This is a genomic window from Burkholderia sp. 4M9327F10 (genome assembly GCF_005503145.1).
Lineage (GTDB): Bacteria > Pseudomonadota > Gammaproteobacteria > Burkholderiales > Burkholderiaceae > Paraburkholderia.
The window spans coordinates 145,099-166,937 of the sequence record NZ_SCNV01000005.1; the positions used below are offsets into that span (position 1 = coordinate 145,099).

Below are 21,839 nucleotides of genomic sequence, written 5' to 3' on the forward strand. Positions count from 1 at the left end.
CGCATATCAGCGAGGTGACCGGAACGCGTGCAGCGCCCGTGTGAGCGACAAGGCAAATAACACCAGCAGCACGCCCACGGCGATGCCCTTATGCTGGCTGACGAGTGCTCCGGCCGCGGTGCCGGATAGCGCCAGCAGCATGATCGGGAGATGGCATGGGCAGGTGTGCGCAGCGAGCGTACCCCAGAGCCAGGCGCGCCAGCCGGAGCTGTGAGGGGAACGCGGCATGGCAGAGTTACCTACGGGCTGCGCTCCCCGCGTTTCGCAGACCGGTGGCCCGCAACAACCGTTCGGCACACGCGCGGCCCACGGAGAAGGCGTCCCGGACGCTCACGATCTCGATGCCGTGATGCGTCGCGGCCCACTGCTGACCCGTGGCGACAGAGGCAAAGAAATGCACGTGGCAACAGAACGCAGCGCGGATATCGGCCGTGGCCTGTGGGAGTAGCAGCGATACAGTCGCACCGGCCGGTTCGACTTCCTGTATCTCGTTGGGCGTGACCGTAAGCGAGACCGGCACGCCAGTGGCCGCACAACGCGAAACCACGTGGGCCGTCCGGTCGATCAGCGCCGGGAAGAACAAAATGTCGAAGGCGCACCACGTGTACAGGCGTCGGCCGCCGACCTCGAAAGTGTGCGGGGTCTCACGCAACGTCAAACCGTAACCGACGACGTTGCCATCGTCGTCCCATTCGGTGCTGACCGCCTGTGCGAGTGCAGCGGTCACACGCCCGACGGGCCAGTCCAAGGCCAGAGCCAGCGCGGCAGGAGAAACCGGCGCCCCCTTGCTGAGTTCACGCAGCAGTACAACAAAGAGATCTGCAAAGCCTTCCAACTGGTTGGCCATCGTCAGGCGCTCGACCAGTTCGGCCGCGTAGCGGGCAAGGTTCATCGTCGTCCCCCGCAGGTTATCCGGCACAGCACGAGAGCTGCTTCACATCCTTCGAAAAGGTCTGCGCGGCGAGTTTGAGCCCCTCGACCATCGTCAGGTACGGGAACAGCTGGTCAGCGAGGTCCTGCACGGTCATCCTTGCGCGAATCGCGATCGCGGCCGTCTGGATGATTTCGCCCGCCTCGGGCGCCACTGCCTGCACGCCGATGAGCCGGCCGCTGCCGGCTTCCGCCACCAGCTTGATGAAGCCGTGCGTGTCGAAGTTCACCAGCGCGCGCGGGACGTTATCGAGCGTCAGTGTGCGACTGTCGGTCTCGATGCCCGCCTGGTGCGCCTGCGCCTCGCTGTAGCCGACCGTGGCCACCTGTGGCTCGGTGAAGACGACCGCCGGCACCGTATCGAGATTCAGCCGCGCATCGCCGCCGGTCATGTTGATCGCCGCGCGCGTACCGGCCGCCGCCGCGACATAGACGAACTGCGGTTGATTCGTACAGTCGCCCGCCGCATAAATGTCCGGTGCGCTCGTGCGCATGCCGGCGTCGATCACGACAGCGCCGTGCCCGTCGAGCTGCACGCCGGCACTTGCCAGGCTCAGACTGCCGGTGTTGGGGGCGCGTCCCGTTGCCACCAGCAGCTGGTCGGCCCGCACCTCGCCGTGGTTCGTGGTGAGGACGAACTTGCCGTCAGCGTACGACACATGACTCGCCTGGGTCTGTTCCAGCACCTCGATGCCCTCGGCGCGAAAGGCCGCCGTCACGGTTTCGCCGATCGCCGGGTCCTCCTGGTAGAGCAGTGTGTGACGGGCCAGGACGATGACATGACTGCCCAGCCGTGCAAAGGCCTGGGCCAGTTCCACAGCCACCACCGACGAGCCGATCACGGCCAGTCGTGCGGGAATCGTTTCGCTCGCCAGCGCTTCCGTCGAGGTCCAGTACGGGGTGTCCTTCAGGCCCGGAATCGGCGGCACCGCGGCAGTTGCACCCGTGGCAATCAGGCAGCGATCGAACGACACCATGCGTTCGCCGCCGACGGTCAGCGTGACGGTGAGCGTATGGCTCCCCGTGAAGCGCGCCTCGCCGTGCAGAACATTGATGTTCGGGCTCGTGTCGAGAATGTTTTCGTATTTGGCGTGGCGCAGCTCGTCCACGCGCGCCTGCTGCTGGGCGAGCAGGCGCGGCCGGTCGATCACCGGTGCCACGGCGCTGATCCCCGCATCGAAGGGGCTTACCTGCCGCAGATGCGCGATTTGGGCGGCACGGATCATGATCTTGGAGGGCACGCACCCGACGTTCACGCACGTGCCGCCAATGGTGCCGCGCTCGATGAGTGTCACCTGCGCGCCGTTTTCGGCCGCCTTCAGCGCAGCCGCCATGGCAGCGCCACCACTGCCGATCACGGCGACCCGCAGCGCGCCATCATCGCCGCGACGCTTCCCACCAGCTCCCGCCCAGCCGAGCGCCCTGTCCAACAGGCCTGCGGATTGGTCCGGCACGTCGGCAACCTTGGCGTGGTAGCCAGCTGTCATCAGTGCGGCAGCCAGCGTGTCGTCGCTGACTCCTTCATCGACCGTCACATCGGCCAGCGCTTCGGGCCAGGAGACCGCTGCCGAGCGCACGCCGGGTACCTTTTCCAGCGCCTGTCTGACATGCTCCGCGCAGGAAGCGCAGGTCATCCCGTCGATCTTCAAGGTCATCATGGGCTTACTCCGTTCTTTCATGGATTGGGTTAGATGCACCACTGCTCAACCGTTGCGCACGTTGCCCGTGCCCGAATCACACGCATCGGTGGTACAGACGCGCTGCGCCGGGGAGAACAGGTCCCAGATCGATATCGCCATCATGACGGCGAGACCGGGATAGAGCAGCCAGCCGCTGCGCTCGCCATAGGCCCGCATCACAAACACGGCTGCCAACACCAGTACCGGGCCGATCAGGCCGGGCACGGTACGCCGCCACTGCCGATGATTGAGCCATCCGATCGCATTGGCGAACAGCGCAATGCCGGCGAAGGCCGGTAGCAGGATACGGATGAACAAGCCTTCATATTGGCTCAGGAAGCCCAGACCAATCGCCGCACCCAGACTGGCGATGGCGGGAAAGCAGCTCGCACAGCCCATCGCCGACGCGATGCTGCCGAGCAAACCGGCCTTATCGGCCGCGCGCGTGACGAACGACATTGCAGTAGCTCCGTACTTTCACTGTTTGACCGACGATGGATAGCCCGCGTCCGCCGTGGCCTTGGTCAGCGCCTGGACGTTGGTCTTGCTGTCGTCGAACGTCACGATGGCTTCCCTTTGCTCGAAACGGACGTCCGTTTTTTCGACGCCGGCGACTTTGGAAAGCGCGTGTTTGACCGTGATCGGACAGGCCGCGCAGGTCATGCCGGGCACCGACAACTTGACGGTCTGTGTCGCGGCCCAGACCGGGACGGTGACGACCGCAACAACGAGTGCAGCAAGCAGTTTTTTCATGATGAACTCCGGGTTCAATAGAAGAGGGGCAGCACGTAGGGAAAACCGAGCGCGACCAGAACCAGCGCGACGACGATCCAGAAGATGAGCTTGTACGCGGCGCGTACCTGCGGAATCGCGCACACTTCACCCGGCTGGCATGCCGCAGCAGGCCGGAAGACGCGCCGACCAGCGAAGAACAGCGCCACCAGTGCCGCGCTGATGAAAACCGGCCGGTAGGGTTCGAGCAAAGTCAGGTTGCCGATCCATGCGCCGCTGACGCCCAACGCGACGAGCACCAGCGGCCCGAGGCAGCAGGTCGACGCGAGCATCGCGGCCAGTCCGCCGGCAGCGAGCGCGCCGCGCCCTTTCTGTGGTTCCGCCATACGCTTGCCCTTCCGGATTTCCGATGAGTAGCGTAACGTTACTTCCGTACCCATGTACGGAGTCAAGCGGTATGGAAAACGGTAGCGAAAGTCTGACCATCGGCGCCTTCGCGAAGGCGGCCGGCGTCAACGTGGAGACGATTCGGTTCTATCAGCGCAAGGGCCTCCTGCTCGAGCCGGAGAGGCCATACGGCAGTATTCGTCGCTACGGCGCAGGGGACGTGACGCGGGTGCGGTTCGTCAAATCGGCCCAGCGGCTCGGCTTCAGCCTCGACGAAATCGCGGACCTGCTGAAACTGGAGGATGGGACGCATTGCGATGAGGCGAGCAGCCTCGCGGAGCACAAGCTGCTCGACATTCAGGACAAGCTCGCCGATCTCGAGCGCATGGAAGCGGTGCTCACCCAACTCGTGCGCGCGTGCCATTCGCGCAAGGGCAACGTGTCATGTCCGCTGATTGCCTCATTGCAGCGAGGCGAAGAACCGCGTGACACCGGCGCCGCGTAAGGGGCATTCGGCCTTAACGTACGCGAAAGTTCGTTTCTTGAGGGCACCCCAGAATGCGGTGAGGTCGTCGAATCGACCATCATCGAATCACGGCGCGACGGGCTGGGCCGCGAGATCGCTTACAGTGTGACAATTCGGAGCCATTTCGACGCGCCGGAGGATGGGGCAATGAAGCTCATCGACACAGTGCAGTTAGGTGCGCGACCGGACGCGGGCGGCCGCCTGACGCGCTGTGCCCGCGACATTGCAAGCGCACGGCGCTGGTTCAAGCGGATAGTCCTCGCGCTCCTCGTTGCGGTCGTCCCGCTTCTAGCGCATGCGGTGACCGAATCGGACCTGTTGCCACCCGAGCAGGCCTTCCCGCTAACCGTCCGTCTCAATGCACCGCAGCAAGTTACGCTCGATTTCGGCACTCACTCCGGTTACTACCTTTACCGAGACCGTTTTAGCTTCTCTGTAGGTGGTGTACCGGTGAAGCCGGTCGATTTGCCACCGGGCGAAGAGAAAGATGATCCAACCTTCGGCAAGGTCTTCGTTTATCACGGCCCGGTGTCGCTGCGCCTGACGTTACCTCATCCCGTGACCACCGATGTCGTACTGTCAGTGACCTCTCAAGGCTGCGCGGATCTGGGTGTTTGCTATCCGCCACTCACTCGGACCTATCGCATTGCAGCCGCTGGCTCGGTGTCGGACATCACCCATGCTGCAGACCAAGCTAGTGTCGCCAATGCCGACGTCAGCTCGCCGGCGAACACGCGGACATTGTTCGGACTGGCACTGCCATCGTCCGCCGGCCTCAGCATCACTGAGTTGCTCGGCTTTTTGCTCGCGGGCCTATTGATCGCTGGGACGGCGTGCATGTATCCGCTCATTCCGATTGTCACGACGGTTGTGTTGGGCGGTGGAGTACACGATGCCCGGCCGCATTTATGGCACGCTTTTGCGCTCACCTTTGCCTACGTGCAGGGACTGGCGCTGACCTACGCATTGGCGGGCAGCATCGCAGCGTTCTTCGGCATCCAGTTGGTGATGTTCATTCAGCAACCGTGGATCCTGACAAGCTTCGGCATCCTCATGGTGATCTTCGCGCTCGGGATGTTCGGCGTGTTCAGGCTGCAATTACCTTCACACTGGCAAACTGGCCTCGCTGGCTGGAGCCAGCGGTTGCCTGGCGGACGCATCCTTCCCGTCTTCCTGATGGGCGCCCTGTCCGCGCTGCTCGTCGGTCCCTGTTCAACGCCGGCGCTCGCTGGCGCGTTGCTGTACATCTCGCGAAGCGGTGATCTGCTTTCCGGGGCGCTGGCACTGTATGTGATGGCGATCGGCATGGGGATTCCGTTACTGGTCGTCGGCACCTTTGGCACGCAGGTCTTGCCACGAACAGGTAAATGGATGCGTGCCGCGCAGAACACGCTGGGCGTGATGCTGCTGGTGGCCGCCCTGTGGTTCGTCTACTCCTTGCTCCCATCGTGGTTGCTGATGGTGCTGGTGGCCGCGCTCCTCGCCGCGTGCGGCATGATGCTTCGAGCGATTGATCCGTTGCAGCCGGATACGCGCGGGATTGCACGGGTGGGCAAAGCACTGGGCGTGCTCCTTGTCGCTGCCGGTATTGCCGAACTGCTCGGTGCCCTGTCCGGTAACGACGATTTGCTGCAGCCGCTCAAGCGCGTGACACAGGGGACGGCATCCGTCACGGAAAGCCCCTCGCGTTTTCAGCCGGTACGCTCGGCCGCCGAACTGGTCGACGCGCTGAATCAGGCACACGGTCAGCCCGTCATGGTGGATTTTTATGCGGACTGGTGCCTCTCCTGCAAAGAGCTGGAACGCTTTACGTTCGCCGATCCACGTGTGGCGGCTGAATTGGCACACTGGAAGCTATTGCGCATCGACGTCACACGAAACACGCCGGAGGATGCTGCGCTGCTAAAGCGCTATGGATTGTTCGGACCGCCCGCATTGATTTTCTATGATCGAAGCGGTCAGCAACAAACCGCTGCGCAACTGGTGGGATTCGTTGGCGCGGACACGTTCCTCGCGCACCTGCAGCGGTGGGATCGCTGATGGGGCATTCACTGGGACATCGCCCATCGGGTTATCGACGTAAATACTGACACTGCAAGATGTGGCATCACTGCCCGGCTGCGCCTATACTAAAAATCATGAAATTTCTGACCAAACTGATCGCCTTTTTTCTGATCGCGTGGTTGCCGATACTCGGTTATCCCGCGCAGGCGTCGCTTTGTTCGGCGATGACACCTGCCGTTTCGCCATCACATGAAAGCCAGATGTCCATAACTGGTATGGACGACCATGCTGATCGCACAAAATCGCCCGTCGTCAAGACGCAGGCGGGCGGGCACTGCAGCATGGGCAGCCACTCGTGCAGCATGCCGTGGGTTCTCGTTCCCTCCCTTCATGTCGCGGTAGCAATCACCTCGTTGCCTGTCTACCGGCCCATGAGTCACGTTCTCTCGGCGCAGTTCATCCCCGAGCCGCCGCAGCGCCCACCGCAAGCGCTTTAATCCCTCTTCCGTTAGTCCCATCGTAGACACGTTCAAGGACGACGCGCTCGCGCGTCAGGAGAACTGTCGGACGGCGAAAACATGTGTCGCTTCCGACCCGCCCCAGTGTTCTCGTTGATGGTGCTGATGATGCGGTCCATGAGCCTGGTAGATGAGCCCCGCTGCTGTTCGCGCTCGCCGGCGAAACAGGGGTTGCCCATGCCAGTAGAACTGGTGCCGCGCGTTAGCCCGTGACACCGAACAGACTGGATGGAGACCGACGTGAGTGATCGTTCGTGGATTCTGAAAGCCATTGTGATCGTGCTGGCCGTAGTCGGGCTCATCTCCGTACTTGGCGTGGCGGTGATGGCAATGATGCATGTCGGCATGATGCGTGGCATGCGGTAGTGTCATGCTGCGATACGCGCTTGATGATGATCCTCATCCGGCCAAGGAGACACCTCGATGAAAGATAGGCAACCTGACAAAAAACTTTCGAAAGACCAAGCCACACGTGCACGGCCTCGCAGCCCGCGATTGAACTGGTCGAGGCGACGCTTGCTTTGGGTGGTGCCGGTGGCGCTATCTGCGGGCGTAGTGTCAATGGCAGCGGAAATCATGTTGTCAAAGACCACGTCGGCGGGAGACAAGGCACCGTTGCCGGGCACACCGAACATCCCATGGCGTATCGGTATGCTGCGCGACAACGGTCTGCGCATTGTCCCAACTGGACGCACCGATGCATCGCACGTGCTGAACCCCGAGCAGTTCTCGGACGCCGCGACGAGGCACGCTTATTGGGTAGCCACGCAGATTCCGGCAACCCTGAATCAGTTGTATTGCTGGTGCGGCTGTGAGAATCGCGGGGAGCATCGTTCCAATTTGCAATGCTTCGAAGACCAGATGGCCGTGACGTGCCCCGTCTGTCAGGGAACGGCGGAGATCGCTTATCAGATGACGCGTCAGGGTATCAAAGACCCGGGCAAGATCCAGGCTGCGGTCGATGCGAAGTGGGCGCCCAAGGGTTAATTGTGTCATGCGTCCGTGGGGAGGCGACTGCACCCATCCGCGGCTCAAGCAAGACAAGGATAGCTCGTTTTGGAGGTGACGAATGCCGGACATCAAGAACGCAAAACGTCGTACGTTCCTGCGCGCTTCGCTGAGCTCGGCACTACTCGCGAGTGCCGGATGGCCACCTGCGTTGCGTACCGCATCCGCGCAATCAAATCCAGCTCATGCGCCATTCACGCCGGATCTCGAAGTCGAGTTGCGCGCAAAGAAAGATCAACTCGCGATCTGGCCGGGATCGGCTACACACGTATGGCGCTACGACGGAAAAGTCACCCAGGGCGGCGCCGGCGCGCTCGCCTTTCTGTCCGATGGGTACGTGCCCGTATTGCGTGTGCGACGCGGACAAAAAGTGCGGATCGATTTCATCAACGAATTGCCTGAACCGACCATCATCCATTGGCATGGTCTGCTCATGCCCGCCGCGATGGACGGGCATCCGCGCAATGCGATCTCGCCCGGGCAGCATTTCCGATATGAATTCGAGGTCCAGAACCGCGCCGGCACGTATTGGTTCCACGCGCATCCGGATGGTCGCACCGGCGCACAGATCTACTTTGGACAGGCCGGTTTCCTGATCGTCGGTGACGAGGAGGAGGCTGCGCTCAAACTGCCTGATGACGCTTACGACGTACCTATCATGATTCAGGACCGCAAGGTGAATGGCGACAACCAGTTCGCATATCTGTCGCAACCAGCAGGCGGAATGATGGGTCGTGGGGGGATGATGAAAAGCGCAATGATGGGCAACGGCGGCATGGGTGGCATGGGCGACATGATGGCGCGAATGATGGGTTTTCTCGGTGACCAGATTCTCGTCAATGGACGACCCGACTTCGTGTTGCCTGTAGAAACCCGCGCCTATCGCCTGCGCCTGCTCAATGCGTCTAACGCGCGAATTTATAAGCTCGCATGGAGCGACGGTTCGCCGTTGACCGTGATCGGCACCGATGGCGGACTGCTCGAAACACCACTGCTACGGCGGTACGTGACGCTCGCGCCGGCCGAGCGGATCGACGTGTGGGCGGACTTCAGCCACCAACCAGTAGGGACCAAGATGACGCTGGAGAGCCGCGAGTTCGCGGGCGACGTCGCCATGGGCGGGATGATGGGCAATACGGAGTTGCCGATGGGCGCGCGTTTCCCCGTGTTGAACGTCAGGGTCGCGCAGCAATCGGATGCGACCAGCGTCCTGCCGATGCACCTCGCGCGGGTGCCGGCGCTACGCCCGCAAGAGGCAGTCAATTTCTCACGGCCACGTGCGTTCGGTATCACAATGGGCATGATGACATGGGGCATCGATGGGCGCCGTTTCGAAATGGATAGCGTCACGTCATCGGAAATCGTGAGACGCGAGACCACCGAAATCTGGGAGTTTCGCAACGAGGCATCGATGATGTTGATGGCGCACTCGATGCATGTACACGGCGTGCAGTTCCGCGTACTAAAGCGGTTGATTGCAACGGAGTTTTCCAGGGCGCGCGACTCGGTTGCCGGCGGATATGTCGATGAGGGATGGAAGGACACCGTACTCATTATGCCGGGCGAGCGAGTCCGCCTGCTGCTTCGCTTCGGAGGATACACCGGGATGTTTCTCTACCACTGTCACATGCTCGAGCACGAGGACTCGGGCTTGATGCGCAACTATCTGATTCGGACCTAGTAGGGTTTTTCAAGATTCGGAGACAATCAGGCCAGGCTTCGCGAGCGCGAGGCGGCCAGTGAAAAGGAGAACAATATGAAATTTACTCGCCGCAGTTTTATGCTCGTCACCGCTGGTTTAGCCTCGTCGCTGATCTTGGAGCGCAACGCGGCAGCGCAAGCCGGGCCGGTCCTGGAGTCCGACGCGAACGCGCAAGCGCTCGGGTACAAGACGGATGCCAGCAAGGTCGATCACGCCAAGTACGCCAACTATCAGGCGGGGCAAGCCTGTGCGAGCTGTCAGTTTTTCCAGGGAAAAGCCGGCGACGCAACGGCTCCTTGCACGATCTTTGCCGGCAAGCAGGTCAATGCGAAGGGCTGGTGTAGCGCGTACGTCAAAAAGGCGTGAAACGGTTCAACTGAACGTCAGGAGATCACCATGGAATCGCAATGCGTAGTCGCGATTATCCGGCCGGATGTGCTTGCAGCCCTTAGGAAAGCGCTGCATGCGATCCATACACACGGCGTCACGATCAGCAAAGTAAGAGGTTTCGGTGCACACCTGAACCCGTATGCGAACGACGAGGCGATCGGACACCTGAAAATCGAGATCTTCGTTCGCACGGCCGATGTCGATACGCTGGTCGCTGCAATTATGAAGGTCGCGCATGTGGGTGCGCCGGGCGACGGCGTGATCGCCGTGCTGCCGGTTTCCCATTTCTACAGCGTCCACACCATGACCGAAGTGCTGCCGTAGTCGTGTCAAACGCGATTCTGTTAGCTGCGGCCTCAAGGACAGCGGCGCCTACCAGAGTAGGCGTCGCCGCGTCCTTGGCGCCGACCGCCAGTTAGTGCTTCTCCAGCTTCACAATGGTCAGCGTGCCGTTGACATCTTCAACGCGGACTTTGACCTTCTCGCCTTCCTTGACGTGGTCAATCATCGCCGCGTCCTTGGCCTTGTAGGCCATCGTCATCGCCGACATGCCGATGTTGGTGAGCGCGCCGTGCTGAAGCGTCACCATGCCAGTCGATGGGTCCACCTTCTTAACCACAGCGTCGGTCAGTTGCGATTTGCCTGGCTTCGCGGCGCTCATGGCGCCGTTGTCCATCTTCATGCCGGCCATTTCGTCCGCTGCTACCGCGGCACTAGCGAGCGTAAGAGCGGCACAGAATACGGCGGATACGGTAAGGAACTTCTTCATTGGTTTTCTCCAGATTGAGTTTGCGGCACGAGCGTGCCAGTGGGTACTGCGTGAGGTTGAAGCGGTTCTTCAGGTTTCGTTTGGGTGCGTGCAATCTTCCGGCGTTGCAGCAGCAACCAGGCGGCCGGGATGATCAGCATCGACAGGAGCGGGGCGGTCACCATGCCGCCAACCATTGGCGCGGCGATGCGCTGCATGACCTCTGACCCGGCGCCATGGCCCAGCATGATCGGGATGAGACCTGCCAGCACGACCGCGACGGTCATTGCCTTGGGTCTCACGCGCAAGACAGCGCCCTCGCGAATCGCATCGACGAGCGTTGCTTCGGTAAAGGGCGCGCCTTCCTCGAGTCGACGGTTGAGCGAACCTTTTAGATACAGCAGCATCACAACGCCGAATTCGGCCGCGACGCCCGAGAGCGCGATGAACCCGACAGCGGTCGCGACCGACACCGCATGTCCCAGGATCCAGATCAGCCAGAAGCCTCCGACCAGTGCGAAGGGCACGGTCGACATCAGCAACAGCGCGTCGGCCGCCGAGTTGAACGTCAGGAAGAGCAGTACGAAGATGACGACGAGCGTCACTGGAATCACGGTCCGCAATTTCGCGGCCGCCCGCTCCAGATACTCGAACTGGCCGGACCACGCGATGGAATAGCCTGGCGGCAGTACAACGTGCTGTGCAACCGCAAGCTGCATTGCCTTCACGGCCGATTGCAAGTCCACATCGCGAATGTCGACGTAGACGTAACCCGACAAGCGCGCGTTCTCACTACGGATCATCGGTGGCCCATCTGAGATCTTGATGGTGGCTACGTCCCCTAGCGTGATCTGCGCCCCCCGGTCGGTGACCACCGGCAACTGACGTAGATTGTCGACTGAGTCCCGGATCTCCCTTGGATAGCGAATGTTGATCGGGAAACGCTCGCGGCCTGCAATGACTTCGCCGACGTTATCGCCGCCGACCGCCGTCGACACGATGGACTGGACGTCAGTCACCGACATGCCATAGCGGGCTGCAGCCAACCGGTCGATATCGACGTCGATGTAGTGGCCACCGTTCAGGCGTTCCGCCAGCGCCGACGTGACGCCCGGAACGTTCTTCAAGACGGACTCGACCTGCGTGGCAATCTTGTCGATCTGCCCAAGGTCTGCTCCAGAGATCTTCACTCCCACGGGCGTCTTGATACCGGTCGACAGCATATCCAGGCGATTGCGAATCGGCGGTACCCAGACATTCGACAGGCCCGGAATCTTGACTCGCGCGTCGAGTTCATCCACCAGCTTCTCGGGCGTCATGCCGGGCCGCCATTCGCTGCGTGGCTTGAACTGGATGGTGGTCTCGAACATCTCGAAGGGCGCCGGGTCGGTCGCGGTGTCGGCACGTCCCGATTTGCCGAACACGGTTTTAACTTCCGGAACCGTCTTGATGAGCCGGTCAGTTTGTTGAAGCAACTCGGCGGCTTTGTCGGCTGAAATTCCAGGTAGCGCAGTCGGCATATACAGCAGGTCGCCTTCGTCGAGCGGTGGCATGAATTCGCCGCCTAGTCGCGACACGGGAATGAGCGTGATGGCGAGTGCTACAACTGCCAGGCCGATTGCGACCCACGGTCGGCGTAGCGTCGCTTCGAGCAATGGGCGATACAGTCTGATCAACACGCGGTTGATCGGGTTGGCGTTCTCGTGCGGAATGCGACCCCGAATCAGAAAGCCCATCAGTACCGGCACCAGCGTTACGGACAGCCCAGCGGCTGCAGCAATCGTGTACGTCTTCGTGAACGCTAGCGGAGCAAAGAGCTTGCCCTCCTGGCCTTCGAGCGAGAAGACCGGGATGAACGACAGCGTGATGATGAGCAGCGAGAAGAACAAGGCTGGCCCAACTTCTGCCGCAGACTCGGCGATCAATTCCCATCGCTGAGCGTTCGTGATCGGACTATCCGGATGCTCGTGGTCGTACGCTTCCAGATGCTTGTGTGCGTTTTCGATCATCACGATAGCCGCATCGATCATCGCGCCGATGGCAATCGCAATACCGCCCAACGACATCAGGTTTGCGTTGACGCCCTGATAGCGCATGACGATGAATGCGGTCAGCACACCGAGCGGCAGCGACAGGATCGCGACGAACGCGCTGCGCAGATGGAACAGGAACACCGCGCAGACCAACCCGACGATGATGAATTCCTCCATGAGCTTGTCTTTGAGGTTGTCGACTGCACGCTCGATGAGCTGCGAGCGATCGTACGTCGTCACGACCTCGACGCCTGGCGGCAGCGATTTTTTCAAGTCGGCGAACTTGGCTTTGACCGCATCGATGGTTGTCAGCGCGTTCTTGCCCGAGCGCATCACAATCACGCCCCCGGCGACTTCGCCTTCGCCGTTTAGTTCGGCAATGCCACGGCGCATTTCGGGGCCAATCTGGATGCGAGCGACGTCCCCCAACAGGACCGGCGTGCCGGTATCGTTGGTCCGCAGCACGATGTTGCGGAAGTCGTCCAGTGAGCGCAGGTAGCCAGATGACCTCACCATGTACTCGGACTCGGCGAGTTCGACAACCGATCCGCCCGACTCCTGGTTGGCCTTTCCTATGGCATCCGCAACAGCACCTTGCGTGATGCCATAGGCGCGCAACTTGTCCGGATCGATGACGACTTGGTATTGGCGCACCATTCCGCCGATCGACGCGACTTCCGAGACGTCCGGTACCGACTTCAGCTCGAACTTCAGAAACCAATCGTTCAAGGCTCGAAGCTGCCCCAGGTCGTGTTTGCCGGTGCGGTCGACCAATGCGTATTCGTAGACCCAACCGACCCCCGTTGCGTCAGGACCGAGCGACACGGTCGCACCCGGTGGCAAACGACTCTGCACCTGGTTCAGATATTCCAATACCCGCGAACGCGCCCAATACTGGTCCGTCTTGTCGTCGAAAAGCACGTAGACGAATGCATCACCGAACGATGAGTAGGCGCGAATGGTCGTCGCGCCCGGCACGCCCAGCAGCGTCGTCGTGAGCGGATAGGTCACCTGGTCTTCGACCACCTGCGGCGCTTTGCCGGGATACGAGGCCTTGATGATGACCTGCGTGTCGGAAAGATCCGGCAGCGCATCGAGAGGTGTCTGCGTCAGCGAATAAAAGCCCCACGCAGTGACGAGCACGGTCGCGAGCAGCACGAGGAACCGGTTGTAAATCGACCAGCGAATGATGCGTGCGATCATTTCGTGCCTCCAACGGGTTCGACCTTCGTCAGTTGGTATCCGTCATCCGACTGCTTGAAAATGAAATGTACGGAATCGCCCACCTTGACGTCCGGGAAGGCCGTGGGCGCCGGCTTGCCGAATGTCATGGTCATGGCACCCCATCCCAACGCCGGCACGGGCTGGTGCGAGAACGTGATGTCACCGGGCGTGACTTTTTCAACCTTGCCAGTCGTCTCGTAGGTTAGAGCCGCAGCAGCGGCGGGGGCTGCCGCCGGAACGGGAACCGATGCGCCCGCGTCGGGCACAACGCTTCCTTCGAGCTTCGGCAGCACGGATTTCAGGCTCGCTTCCGAGTCGATCAGGAACTGGCCGGAGGCAACGACCTGCTGGCCTTCCGTCAGTCCGCTTGTCACTTCGGTATCGTCACCGGCATCGTTGCCCACCGTAATGGCGACAGGTTGCAGTCGACCATCGCTGTTCTTGACGATGACGATCGACCGTTTGCCCGTCGTGATCACGGCTTCGGACGGCACAAGCAGGCGCGACACAGGTTTCGCGCCGCTGATATGGGCGCGCATCAGCATCCCCGGCGTCAGCTTCAGCCCGGCATTGTCGATTTCAAGGCGCGCCTGTAACGTGCGACTGCTTGTGCTGATGCCGGGCAGGATTTCGCGGATGTGGCCGCTAAAGTGCTGGGACGGATCGCCGGCGAACGTCGCGTCGACCAACATGCCGGGCCGCACCTGTAGCGCAAGCGACTCGGGGATCTCAACGACCAGCCACAGCTTCGACAGACCCGCGACCTTGGCGAGCGTCTGTCCTGGCGACACCATCGCGCCATCGCGAACATTGAGTTCGGTCAGCACGCCCGTCTCTTGAGCGAACAGCGTCACGTGCGTCTGCGCTTTACCCGTTCGATCCAGGCTCGCAATCAGCCCGTCTGGAATCGACATTGCTCGCATGCGTGCGCGAGCCCCTTCAAGCAGGCCGTCATCCATACCGCCGCGTTTGAGCGCCAGATATTCTTCTTGCGGTGCCAGCCAATCTGGAACGAACAGCGACGCGATCGGCGCGCCCTTGGCCACGCGCTGCATCGGCGCGCTGGCGTACAGATGGTCGATGTAGCCTGTTACTCGCGATTGGACGACATCGGCCGCCGACTCGTCGAACTGCGTGGAGCCGACCGCGTCGAAACCTTCAGCCGTGTCTTGCCGGCGCACCGTGGCGTATCGGATACCGAGATTCTGTTGAAGCCCCGAGTCGACCCGGATTCCACTGGAACCGCCCTCGTCGGCAAAGACGGGCTGCAGCGCCATGGCCATGAAGGGAGATGGGCCGGGCTTATCGAAGTGCTGGTTGGGCACCATCGGGTCATGCCAATACAGGACCTTGCGGCCGGTCTTTGGATCGACCTTGTCGGCGGGCGCGGAGGGGGTCGCGGCCGTGGCTGACGCCATGGGCGCGTCTGTTGCAGAACGATGGGTGCCGATCACATAACCGGCGCCTAGCAGCGCGACTGCGACAAACACCGACGCCACGGCACGTACGAGTATTTTCTGATTCATGTTTTTCTCCTTATTGGCTGGCTTGGCTGGCGGTCAAGTCAGGTGGCAAAACCTGGTATTCCAACTGGGCCCAGACCAGGGAGACTTGTCGTTCGAGATTCAACACTTGAAGATTCGCTTCGAGCTGCGTGTGCCTCGCGTCCAATGCATCGGAGAGCGTGCCGGCACCGGACCGATAGGCCGCATTCGCCAGTGCTACTTTCTGTGCTGCGGCGGGTAGAACGGTTTGCTTCACGTTCGCTAAACGTTCCCGACCGCTGGCGAGCTTGGCCGTCAGGCTTTGGATATCGGTTACGACCTGTCGCTCGGTGTCTTCGTAAGTGAGCCGTGCTTGCGTGCCCATTTCCGACTTTTGCTCGACGTCGCGATCTTCGACATTCCTACGGTTGATCGGCAGAGGGATGGAAACGCCGAATGACACGTAGTCCGAGAAATTTCCACCCCGCTTGAAATAGGTCAACCCCCAGGTCCAATTCGGGTCTCTATTGCTTCGGGTGACATCGGTGTCGGCATCGGCCAATGAGATGGCGGAGCGTGCGGCGATCAGATCAGGCTGAACTTGATCGAGTTGCTCGACGCTTAAACTGGACACCTGTGACTCCAGCTCCGGTGGGTCTCCAGCGACCTCCAGCACGTTGCCTGCTGCTGTCCAACGCGAGAGGGTAATCAACGCGGTCTTCTCGTCCTGCTGCGCGTTAATCAGTTCATCACGCGCGTTCCCGAGCGTAAGGTTGGCTTGGGCTACGTCTACCGCGGTGCCTTTCGCACCCCGGTACGACGCTTGTCTGGCGGTCAGTTCCTGGCTCAGATGGTCGACCAAAGCCTGGCTCAAGGTGACGGCCTTCTTTGCATAGATGGCGTTCAGCCAAGCCATGGCCGCTTGTTGACGGACCTCTGCCACTTTTTGCAGGTAGGTCGATTTATCACGCTCTACGGCGCGATCCGCCAACGCTGTACGCAATCGGCGCTTGTCCGCAGATACCCATTCCTGTTCGATGCCGATACCGCGCATCGTGAAATCGTCCTGCCCGATCGTGAAGGCCTTTGACCCATTGATGGGCAAGTCCTCAACGCTCAACTTCAACATGGGATTGGGTAGTTGTCCGGCTTTGACGACCACGTCGGCGCTTCCCCGAACTGCGGCTTCCGAAGCCTGGATCGAGGAAGAGCGGCTGGTCGCTATTTGAAGCGCCGCGTCGAGTGTCATGCCTGCGTCTTGAGCGTGCGCCGCGCTACTGGAAAACATAACGACCGATGCCAAAGCGAGGCAATGCAGCGGCCCACGTCGGATGATCGACGTGAAATGTTGGAAATGCATGTGAACCCCGAATGGTCGAGCACCCTATGGCCGTGCGAACGGACATACGGACTCAAGTCCTGAACCAGGACAACATCACCGCGAAACTGCGGCGAACCAGATGGACGGAGTTAGAGGGACTGCGGGGGACGCCAGAGTCCATCCGGCGCGCGGAAGGCGAACGACTCTGCGTAGTGGAAACCGAGGGGGATAAATGACCCTGCGGGTCGAACGACTGAGGGAGAAGATACGGGATGATAGAGACTGCCAATTTGACATTGAGCCGTCACCTTGCACAGAGATGACTTCGACTTACCGTGTTCGCTGGATGTCGCTGTCATCATTTCGCAGCCGGGCATGTCGGCCGCCATGGCGCCGCTATCGTCGGCCATGACCTCTTGCATCGGACACTGTCCAGTCGCGCCACTGGCTGCCAGCCCACTAATGGGCAGCATGGCGCAGAGCAACAGGAGGAGCACTGTCCGAAGAAATTTCATGGCTGCGATTATAGCGGAGACATTTTATTAAGGTGTCAAGGAATTTTGACTACGTCGCTGACCGCTGAATGTCTGCATCTGGACGTCCGTGCGGATAAATGCGTTGAAAAACAGCGATGAAAGACGATCAAGCTTTGTCCTTGTCATAAAACAATCGGTAGACGACAAAGTCCCGACGTCTCATCACCGCTGCTAGGCAGCTCGAAGGCGAACTTACTGATTGTTCGCTACCACTGGATCGCCCGCTCGCCAAGCCTGCTCGATCTGTTGGAACCTAGCCTGGTTGCGAGCCACGGTTTCGACGCTGGGTGGGTACTCATTCTTATGAACGGGAACCGTGCCGGCGCGCTCCGCCTCCAACAACTCGGCACGGACCTGTGCACGTGTCTTCCCGAAGCCTGTGGTGCGGTCTGCGGTGGAAGGACCATTCGTGCCAGTCGTGAGGACAACGGATTCGGAACCAGCGCTATTTGCCAGCAAAGTTTGCTGCGAGTGGGATGTTGAGCTCGTAAGCGAGGGCGCGTAGAGGTTTGGATTACGCCCCAATCCATTGGATCCGCCGCCCGCCGCGAATGCCGTAACGGTTGCGGACAGCAATGCTGCGAAGACCACTTGTTTGAGCGAAGTGATGCGTTTCATGTGTGTTTCCTTGATGTTAATTAGGTCAAGCGCGATAGCGCATTCAATTTCGGTGATTACTGACTAGGCGTCGCTGCGTGGCTTCATGCAATGAAGCCCGATGACCCACGGCAATGACTCACTTGCTTAGATCGGTGTCACTCGCCAATTGCCCCTGCGAGGGAAGGTCTCCATGCGCGCGCCAAAACGGTGCGGCCTGCTGGAATCGCACCTGATTGCGTGCGATGGTCTCGGCGCTGGGCGGATAGTCAGTCTTGCCTGATGGGATAAGGCCCATGCGTTGCGCTTCCACTAATTCCTCGCGCACCTGTGCCCGTGACTTCCCCGTCGAAGTGCTGTGAGTTGCTGCAGGCGCCTCCAGCGCGGTGGCGGTGGAACCCGTGACGCCTGCGGGAAGAACGGCCGCGCCGGAAGCCGTCGATGCCGTGCGTTGACCAGCGCTTGAGTGCGCATTCTGGAATGGGTAATCCCTCGGCGCGGCGGAACCGCCACCACTCGCGAAGGTCGTGAGGGTCGTCGACAGGAGCAGGGTTGCGAAGACAGCGTGTTTGAACGAAGTGAAGCGTTTCATTGTTAATTCCTTGGTGAGAATAAGCGCAGTGCGTAATACGTGATACGCATCGACGACACAAATTGCCGAAGCTTCAAAGCGTGGGCGGCTTACCCACGACTCGACTTAGGCGACTTAGTTAAATTTGCTTGGTTTGCGAAATGCTTTTGCTCTATCCGTCTTCGCGAACGATCGGAGGCCCGGCAAGCGGCGAGCGATGCGACGCACAGTTCGCACGCGGCGAACAGGCAGACGGTGGGACAAGCGTAAAAACCTTTCCGCGAACGAGCGTGAGCGCGCGCTAGCTTTCGCCGAGCACGATCGACGTCAATCGCCAGAGATCAGATTCGAAAAACCTGGAACAGAATGCGAGGAGGGGGAGAGGCGGAAAGCAGAATAGGCTCGGGCCGTGTCGGCGAGCGTGGTTGGATCGCCAATGCAGGGATCGTCGACGCACCCCAGATCAACGGTATCCAAACGAGCGGTGATGGAGCGGGTTGCTGGGCGTGATCAGGTTGCGCAGAATTGTCGCAGTGGGCGTGGCAAACCGCGGCGACCTGGTGATCGCGAAGGTCGGTATGACCATCGAAGAACGTGATTGCTTCGGTAGACGATGAGCTGGAAAGCGCAGGTGTCGTTGTGCAAGCGTACGCCGCCACCCAGAGCTGGCTGAAGAACAGCGCAACAAGGAGCGTGATGACGGTTAGCGTACGGTTAGCTTCGCGGCGCATGGTGCCTCAGGCGGATTGGCGGAGGTTGTGCGAAATGCACTGCACATCGGCGAGCAACAGGGTCGCACGCCGGCATTCACTCGCGGCGGGCGCGGTCGATCCGCCTGCCCCGCACTCCGGGTGTACCACCTGTACCACCGCTACCTTCGTTGTTCTTGTGCACCGCATCTCTTTCGCCTCTACTCGTTGGCTTGCTTGATAACCGCCGGTCTTGCCATTCGGAGCGCTCAAAAAAGGCGCGCTCGCGGTTCGGGTGTTTCCACGGACGTTTCGCCACTTCGCTGGCCTACGCCATGCGTTATCTGACAATGGAGCGGAGTCTAAACACTCCCGTCACTGGAGTGTCAAGGGCCGAGAAGCGAGTTTTTAAGCCGGCACCCAACACCAAAAAAACCTTGACATTCCCGTAACTGGAAGGTCTAGAGTAAGAATTAGAAATCAACGGGCAGTGGTGTGACTTAACGTATGAGGTGCGAGATGAACATCGGACAAGCGGCGAGCGCCTCGGGCGTCACGGCGAAAATGATCCGCTACTATGAGAGCATCGATCTGGTGGAGGCCGCTGGTCGCACAGATAGTGGCTACCGGATCTACGGTGACTCTGACGTTCATGTGTTGCGCTTCATCCGGCAAGCCCGCACCTTGGGATTCCCGATCGAGCAGATCAGGCAACTGCTTTCGTTATGGTTGGATCAGGACCGCGCGAGCGCCGAAGTGAAGACGATCGCCGCGCACCATATCGGCGAGTTGAACACGCGCATTGCGGAACTGGTGGTGATGCGTGACACGCTCGCTAAGCTCTCGCGACATTGCGCGGGCGACAAGCGGCCGGGTTGCCCTATATTGGATGGAATAGGTGGACCCGCCGTGCGGCAAGGTCTGAACTTGAAAGGAAAGCCGGCGACCCGCAGCGCGGCGTTCGCGCTGTAATCCAGATCCAGGAACAAGTGCATCTGTAACTGAACACCTTTTCAGAAATCAACATCTCGTGAAACGCGTCGTTAAATTACTACTGTGCTTCTTGATTGCGTGGCTGCCTTTGACGGGCTTTGCCACGCCAGTATTGATTTGCCCGCAAGTTTCATCGGCCATGGCCGGATCGCATACACCACTGCATCACTCGGCGGTCCCGCGTGCGCTTGCCTCAGCAGGGGCAGCGCACCTGGACACCGCTGTATCGGCCACGCATCAGCTCGATTGCCACGGCAGCATCGGTAGCCTTGCCTGCACACCTGCGGCGATATCTTCCCATTCGGTCACGCTCGTCCCAGCGCCCTCTACATCGGTCTACGCGTCATTCGACGCCACTGCGTTTGCGCAGTTCATTCCTGATCTTCCGCAGCGTCCGCCACAAGTTCTGTAACTCCCCTCCAGCGATTTAGGCATTAGATCGTACGCGCAGCGTCAGCTCGCCGCGCGGTTGCGTGCCAGCACGTCGATGATTCGGCTCGACGGATCGCGTCACGCGTTTTCAGCGCGACGCCACGGGAACCTAAACAGACGGCCTTACTCACGACTTAGGGATAGGCCAAGGAAATCGATATGAACGCCAAACGTTTAGCCACGATGTCACTGGCTCTTGCGCTTTTGGGTGCGAGCGGATTGAGTGCCGCGGCCAGCCCTCCGCAGCCGGCCATGCATGATCACGCCAGCGGCATGATGGGCGATGGAATGATGGGCAAAGGGATGATGGGAAAGGGGATGATGAGCAACTGCCCGATGATGGGGCAACTCCCTCCAGGCAACGAAAAACTCGCGATGCAAATGCACGGTGAAATGATGAAGGCGATGGGCGACATCATGCTCAAGTACGCCGACAAGATCCAGACACCGCCCGCGAAATAACACGACAGTGCTCGCACGCGCGAGCATTCTCCCGAATCTGAAATAGGAGCAACACCATGAAATGCAATATGAAAACGATGATCGCTGCAGGAGCCGTCCTGCTCGTCATACTAGCTGCGGCTTATGCGGCGTTCCCTCAGTTCCGAACACTCGTATTGAGCGGCGGACCCTTCTTGTTGTTCCTGCTGTGCCCGTTGTCTATGTTCTTCATGATGAAAAGCATGAGCCATAGTAAGGACGATCAAGGCTCGCGCCCAAGCGAGACGGCTCAGGACCAGCAGCCGCAATCGCGTATCGCCAAGTAGCGATTCGCAAGGGAGTACCTTGGGCGAACGCGTCACCGTGTGCGCTCGCCCGGCATGAACGCCTTTGCGAGATGTTGCAAATCCGCTTCGGAAGCACGCTCTTGCTCAAGCGCCGGTCGCTGCCGACTAAAACAACCACGCGGGTTAATCTGCTCGCAGTAGTAAAGGAGAGATCGTATGAACATCGGAGAAGCCGCCAAGGCGACCGGTATGTCGGTCAAGATGATTCGGTACTACGAAAGTATCGATTTGATACAACCACATGGACGTGCAGAGAGCGGCTATCGAATCTATATGGAAAGCGACGTTCACGTCATGCGCTTCATTCGACAGACGCGCGCGCTCGGTTTTTCCATCGAACGTGTCAGGCATTTGCTTGCCTTATGGCGAGATGAGGACCGAGCCAGTTCCGACGTCAAGGCGGTTGCCTTGAAACACGTAGCGGAACTGAACGCTCAGATAGCCGAATTGACGTCCATGCGCGATTCGCTTGATCAACTCGTGCAACAGTGCTCGGGCGACAGTCGATCGAGTTGCACAATATTGCAAGGCATACAACGTATGGACG

24 protein-coding genes and 1 pseudogene are annotated in these 21,839 nt (G+C 60.3%); 12 read left to right on the forward strand and 13 right to left on the reverse strand.

Going from position 1 to position 21,839, the window contains the following annotated elements:
• Positions 1–6: 6 nt before the first annotated feature.
• Genes merE through merT form a run of 6 tightly spaced genes read right to left on the reverse strand, consistent with a single transcriptional unit; the run spans position 7 to position 3,727 of the window.
• On the reverse strand, positions 7–228 hold the full coding sequence (gene merE / locus FFS45_RS07700; protein ID WP_046565104.1) for a broad-spectrum mercury transporter MerE: 222 nt from the start codon (positions 226–228) through the stop codon (positions 7–9).
• Positions 229–235: 7 nt separating this feature from the next.
• Positions 236–892 (reverse strand): organomercurial lyase MerB, encoded by a 657-nt coding sequence (gene merB / locus FFS45_RS07705; RefSeq protein WP_046565574.1) that lies wholly within the window; start codon positions 890–892, stop codon positions 236–238.
• A gap of 16 nt (positions 893–908) precedes the next feature.
• Complete coding sequence (gene merA / locus FFS45_RS07710) at positions 909–2,588, reverse strand: mercury(II) reductase (protein ID WP_046565106.1); 1,680 nt, start codon at positions 2,586–2,588, stop codon at positions 909–911.
• Positions 2,589–2,633: 45 nt separating this feature from the next.
• A complete protein-coding gene (gene merC / locus FFS45_RS07715; RefSeq protein WP_046565108.1) occupies positions 2,634–3,068 on the reverse strand; it encodes an organomercurial transporter MerC in 435 nt (144 codons plus the stop codon).
• A gap of 18 nt (positions 3,069–3,086) precedes the next feature.
• Complete coding sequence (gene merP / locus FFS45_RS07720; protein WP_046565576.1) at positions 3,087–3,362, reverse strand: mercury resistance system periplasmic binding protein MerP; 276 nt, start codon at positions 3,360–3,362, stop codon at positions 3,087–3,089.
• Between the two features lie 14 nt (positions 3,363–3,376).
• Positions 3,377–3,727: a mercuric ion transporter MerT gene (gene merT / locus FFS45_RS07725; protein ID WP_046565577.1), complete on the reverse strand. Its 351-nt coding sequence runs from the start codon at positions 3,725–3,727 to the stop codon at positions 3,377–3,379.
• Between the two features lie 71 nt (positions 3,728–3,798).
• Here merT and merR point away from each other — a divergent pair, with 71 nt between their 5' ends.
• The 8 genes from merR (at position 3,799) to FFS45_RS07760 (ending at position 10,200) form a co-directional block, all read left to right on the forward strand.
• Entirely contained in the window at positions 3,799–4,233 is a 435-nt protein-coding gene (gene merR / locus FFS45_RS07730; RefSeq protein ID WP_046565110.1) for an Hg(II)-responsive transcriptional regulator, read from the forward strand.
• Between the two features lie 168 nt (positions 4,234–4,401).
• Positions 4,402–6,294 carry a protein-disulfide reductase DsbD gene (gene dsbD, locus FFS45_RS07735; protein WP_052719565.1) on the forward strand — a complete coding sequence of 631 codons (1,893 nt, stop codon included), beginning with the start codon at positions 4,402–4,404 and terminating at the stop codon, positions 6,292–6,294.
• 98 nt (positions 6,295–6,392) lie between these two features.
• Positions 6,393–6,755: a hypothetical protein gene (locus FFS45_RS07740; RefSeq protein ID WP_046565112.1), complete on the forward strand. Its 363-nt coding sequence runs from the start codon at positions 6,393–6,395 to the stop codon at positions 6,753–6,755.
• A 261-nt stretch (positions 6,756–7,016) separates the two neighbouring features.
• Entirely contained in the window at positions 7,017–7,142 is a 126-nt protein-coding gene (locus tag FFS45_RS42700; protein ID WP_268748838.1) for a hypothetical protein, read from the forward strand.
• Positions 7,143–7,352: 210 nt separating this feature from the next.
• On the forward strand, positions 7,353–7,763 hold the full coding sequence (locus tag FFS45_RS07745; protein WP_235429566.1) for a PCYCGC domain-containing protein: 411 nt from the start codon (positions 7,353–7,355) through the stop codon (positions 7,761–7,763).
• 82 nt (positions 7,764–7,845) lie between these two features.
• A complete protein-coding gene (locus FFS45_RS07750) occupies positions 7,846–9,465 on the forward strand; it encodes a multicopper oxidase domain-containing protein (protein ID WP_046565114.1) in 1,620 nt (539 codons plus the stop codon).
• A gap of 75 nt (positions 9,466–9,540) precedes the next feature.
• Positions 9,541–9,852 (forward strand): high-potential iron-sulfur protein, encoded by a 312-nt coding sequence (locus tag FFS45_RS07755; RefSeq protein ID WP_046565115.1) that lies wholly within the window; start codon positions 9,541–9,543, stop codon positions 9,850–9,852.
• Positions 9,853–9,882: 30 nt separating this feature from the next.
• Positions 9,883–10,200: a P-II family nitrogen regulator gene (locus tag FFS45_RS07760; RefSeq protein WP_046565118.1), complete on the forward strand. Its 318-nt coding sequence runs from the start codon at positions 9,883–9,885 to the stop codon at positions 10,198–10,200.
• Between the two features lie 91 nt (positions 10,201–10,291).
• Here the strand turns inward: FFS45_RS07760 and FFS45_RS07765 are convergent, their stop codons facing one another.
• From FFS45_RS07765 to FFS45_RS07795, 7 genes are all read right to left on the reverse strand, one after another.
• Positions 10,292–10,645 carry a copper-binding protein gene (locus FFS45_RS07765; RefSeq protein WP_046565120.1) on the reverse strand — a complete coding sequence of 118 codons (354 nt, stop codon included), beginning with the start codon at positions 10,643–10,645 and terminating at the stop codon, positions 10,292–10,294.
• Complete coding sequence (locus FFS45_RS07770) at positions 10,642–13,860, reverse strand: efflux RND transporter permease subunit (RefSeq protein WP_046565122.1); 3,219 nt, start codon at positions 13,858–13,860, stop codon at positions 10,642–10,644. The genes FFS45_RS07765 and FFS45_RS07770 overlap by 4 nt, the downstream gene beginning before the upstream one ends.
• The gene (locus FFS45_RS07775; RefSeq protein ID WP_046565124.1) at positions 13,857–15,407 is read right to left on the reverse strand and encodes an efflux RND transporter periplasmic adaptor subunit; all 1,551 of its coding nucleotides are present in this window, start codon (positions 15,405–15,407) and stop codon (positions 13,857–13,859) included. The genes FFS45_RS07770 and FFS45_RS07775 overlap by 4 nt, the downstream gene beginning before the upstream one ends.
• A gap of 10 nt (positions 15,408–15,417) precedes the next feature.
• Positions 15,418–16,614, reverse strand: coding sequence for a TolC family protein (locus FFS45_RS07780; protein ID WP_281663725.1), 1,197 nt, complete (start codon positions 16,612–16,614; stop codon positions 15,418–15,420).
• Positions 16,615–16,835: 221 nt separating this feature from the next.
• The gene (locus FFS45_RS42290; RefSeq protein ID WP_046565127.1) at positions 16,836–17,201 is read right to left on the reverse strand and encodes a hypothetical protein; all 366 of its coding nucleotides are present in this window, start codon (positions 17,199–17,201) and stop codon (positions 16,836–16,838) included.
• Positions 17,202–17,414: 213 nt separating this feature from the next.
• On the reverse strand, positions 17,415–17,840 hold the full coding sequence (locus tag FFS45_RS07790; RefSeq protein WP_052719566.1) for a DUF4148 domain-containing protein: 426 nt from the start codon (positions 17,838–17,840) through the stop codon (positions 17,415–17,417).
• A gap of 118 nt (positions 17,841–17,958) precedes the next feature.
• A complete protein-coding gene (locus FFS45_RS07795; protein WP_082094219.1) occupies positions 17,959–18,411 on the reverse strand; it encodes a DUF4148 domain-containing protein in 453 nt (150 codons plus the stop codon).
• Between the two features lie 1,187 nt (positions 18,412–19,598).
• Here FFS45_RS07795 and cueR (FFS45_RS07800) point away from each other — a divergent pair.
• The 4 genes and pseudogenes from cueR (FFS45_RS07800) to cueR (FFS45_RS07815) all read left to right on the forward strand — a co-directional run.
• Positions 19,599–20,051, forward strand: coding sequence for a Cu(I)-responsive transcriptional regulator (cueR, locus tag FFS45_RS07800; RefSeq protein WP_137954096.1), 453 nt, complete (start codon positions 19,599–19,601; stop codon positions 20,049–20,051).
• A gap of 612 nt (positions 20,052–20,663) precedes the next feature.
• Positions 20,664–20,966 carry a hypothetical protein gene (locus tag FFS45_RS07805; protein ID WP_046565128.1) on the forward strand — a complete coding sequence of 101 codons (303 nt, stop codon included), beginning with the start codon at positions 20,664–20,666 and terminating at the stop codon, positions 20,964–20,966.
• Between the two features lie 68 nt (positions 20,967–21,034).
• On the forward strand, positions 21,035–21,271 hold the full coding sequence (locus FFS45_RS07810) for a DUF2933 domain-containing protein (protein ID WP_235429567.1): 237 nt from the start codon (positions 21,035–21,037) through the stop codon (positions 21,269–21,271).
• A 177-nt stretch (positions 21,272–21,448) separates the two neighbouring features.
• Positions 21,449–21,826 (forward strand): annotated as a pseudogene (gene cueR, locus FFS45_RS07815) (Cu(I)-responsive transcriptional regulator); the annotation flags it as partial.
• Positions 21,827–21,839 lie beyond the last annotated feature (13 nt).